Source organism: Thermogutta sp. (assembly GCF_014359955.1).
Lineage (GTDB): Bacteria > Planctomycetota > Planctomycetia > Pirellulales > Thermoguttaceae > Thermogutta.
Window position 1 is genome coordinate 1 of the sequence record NZ_JACIYL010000623.1, and the last position, 2,726, is coordinate 2,726.

Genomic DNA, 2,726 nt, shown 5'->3' on the forward strand with positions numbered 1-2,726 from the left:
AAGGGATGTGGTCTTGTGAGATACGGCCGTTTGGATGATCCGGGGAGGTCTCAACTATGACGGTGTTTGCTGCTGTGGGAAAGCGATGGTTCGTGCTGGGGCTGCTCCTACTTGGAATTGCTTCCACGGTCAGAGCCGAGTCGGCACCGGGAATTCCTCCGGAAACTCCCGAGCAGCGTGACGCGCGGATGAAATGGTGGCGCGAAGCCCGCTTCGGAATGTTCATTCACTGGGGTCTTTACGCGATTCCCGGTGGGCGCTGGAAAGGACAACCGGTAGGCGGGGCTGGCGAATGGATCATGAACACCGCCAATATTCCCGTGGAAGAATACGAACAGCTTGCCAAGCAGTTCAATCCGGTGAAATACGATCCGGCCCAGTGGGTGAAAATCGCCAAGGACGCGGGAATGCGCTATATCGTCATCACATCCAAGCATCACGATGGGTTCTGTCTGTTTGACTCCAAAGTGACCACATACGACGTGGTGGACGCCACGCCCTGGGGCAAGGACCTCCTCAAGCCGCTTGCCGAAGAATGCCGCAAGCAGGGGCTCCACTTCTGCACGTACTATTCCATCATGGATTGGCACCATCCCGCGCAGATGCGGGGAAGCGATCGCGCCTACAATCCCACGCGGATTCGCGAGGGTCGAGAGCGCGAATACATGGACTACATGAAGGCGCAACTCAAGGAATTGCTGGAAAGCTGCAAGCCCGAGGTCCTCTGGTTCGACGGCGAGTGGCCAGATTGGTACACCGAAGAAGACGGCCGCGAGATTTACGCCTATCTGCGAGAACTCGATCCCAAGCTGATCATCAACAATCGGGTAGGAAAATGCCGCAAAGGCATGGAAGGCCTAAACCAGGAGGGACGGCAGTGTGTGGGCGATTTTGGCACGCCGGAACAGCAGATCCCCGCTAGCGGCCTGCCGGGTGTCGATTGGGAGTCGTGCATGACGATGAATGACACGTGGGGCTTCAAGTATGATGACCACAACTGGAAGAGCACCGAGACGCTCATCCGCAACCTCATCGACTGCGCTTCCAAGGGCGGGAATTACCTGCTCAATGTAGGCCCCACGGCGGAAGGCCAAATTCCCGCACCGTCCGTGGAGCGACTTCAGGGGATTGGTCGATGGCTCAAGGTTAACGGTGAATCCATCTACGCCACGCAGGCCAGTCCGTGGACCAAACAGCTTTCCTGGGGACGCTGCACTCAGAAGAAACTCGATGACAGTACAACCCGGCTGTATCTCCATGTTTTCACATGGCCGGAACAGGGGCGGTTGGCACTTCCCAGTCTGAAGAACGAAGTCAGCCGGGCATTTCTTCTGGCGAATGGCCGGGAAGTGACGGTCCACCGCGACGGCGACAAAGTGGTCCTGGAAGATCTTCCCGAAAAACCGCTCGATGCGGTGGCCACCGTGATCTGTGTGGACATCAAGGGAGCGCCTCAGGTGGATTAGATCCCCGCGGTGGACAAACCACGGCTGGTCCGCCTGCCGATTGGTCCCGCTGCGTTGGCTACGATTTTCGCCCGAGCATCCGATCGAGGGCGTCCGAGGTGTGGAAGACAAGGGCTTCCGGCCAGTGGGGATACGGGTTGAAATACTCGAACGTCAGGTATCCCCGATAGCCCACGTTGTCTAACGCCTCCAGCACGGCGGGCCAGTTCGTGGTGCCGTCGAGCAACGGCCGGAACGTGTGCAGGTTAAATTCGTTCACCTTCTTCGACGCTTCCTTGAGGTGAACATTGCGGATTCGCTTGCCGAGGATGGGAATCCAGTACTCGGCGAAATGATACTGGGCGATATTGCCTGTATCGAAGTGGACTCCCACCGCCGGCGAGCCGAAACTGTCTACAAAGGCGGCCATTTCCTGCGGAGTGTGCAGATAGCCGTTCATGAAGATGTTTTCCACGTTCAAAGAGATCCCCGCCTGTTCCGCCACGGGGATCAATTTGCGAAAGGCCTCGCGGGCACGCTGGTCGCACACTTCGAAAGGAACGGGCGGGTCGTCCGGCAACCACGGCACGTAGGTGGATCCCGCAATCACAAGGAGATTCTTCGTTTCCAGCAACTTCGCCGTGCGAATCATATCCACGGCCAGCTCGAGGCCTCTTTGGCGACGCTGGGGATCTTCATGCGTGAATGAATACGGCCAGAAAAGAAACGAACACAGGCCGCTCACTTCGAGACCGATCTGGCGGACCAGGCGGGCCACGTCGCGGACAGCGGCGTCCGAAGTTTCCGGCGTGAGATCGCCTTCCAGGGCGTAGTTGAGTTCCACCCCTTCGAATCCGGCCTCCTTGCACAACTCCAGACACTCGCGGAGGGACATCTTGCTGGGATAGGGCAGCGCCCAGAGGTTGATCGACTTTTTCATGTCGTACCGCTTGCCTGGAGCAGGTTTGGCCCCGGTTGGAGCCGGACCCTCGGCCGCCTCACCGGGTGAGACAAGGCCCTGGGCAGCTAAAAAGGCCCCGCCGAAAGCGGCCATGTAGCTCAACATCTCTCGTCGCGGAAGGAGCTCGCGGCTGCCCACCGGCTGGAGATGGCCGCAAGTCCGCCGTTCGTTCGAGCAAGGTGTAGGCTCGGGCGTGATCATAAGGCGTGCTCCGTTTTTGGGTTATGTCAAGATAAGACGCAACTAGAAACGTCGATTGACTCATCTCAGGCCAACCCTGAGAACGCCCTCATTTTAGGCCAGGAAGCGGAGCGAGCAAG

Annotated in this window: 2 protein-coding genes; one reads left to right on the forward strand and one right to left on the reverse strand. The window is 58.5% G+C overall.

Features of this window, described 5'->3' with window-relative positions; translation table 11 throughout:
- Nucleotides 1-56: 56 nt before the first annotated feature.
- Nucleotides 57-1,466: an alpha-L-fucosidase gene (locus H5U08_RS15115; RefSeq protein ID WP_297034861.1), complete on the forward strand. Its 1,410-nt coding sequence runs from the start codon at nucleotides 57-59 to the stop codon at nucleotides 1,464-1,466.
- Nucleotides 1,467-1,524: 58 nt separating this feature from the next.
- On the opposite strand, the gene H5U08_RS15120 is transcribed toward H5U08_RS15115, so the two are convergent.
- Nucleotides 1,525-2,607: a sugar phosphate isomerase/epimerase family protein gene (locus tag H5U08_RS15120; protein ID WP_297034864.1), complete on the reverse strand. Its 1,083-nt coding sequence runs from the start codon at nucleotides 2,605-2,607 to the stop codon at nucleotides 1,525-1,527.
- Nucleotides 2,608-2,726: the final 119 nt, after the last annotated feature.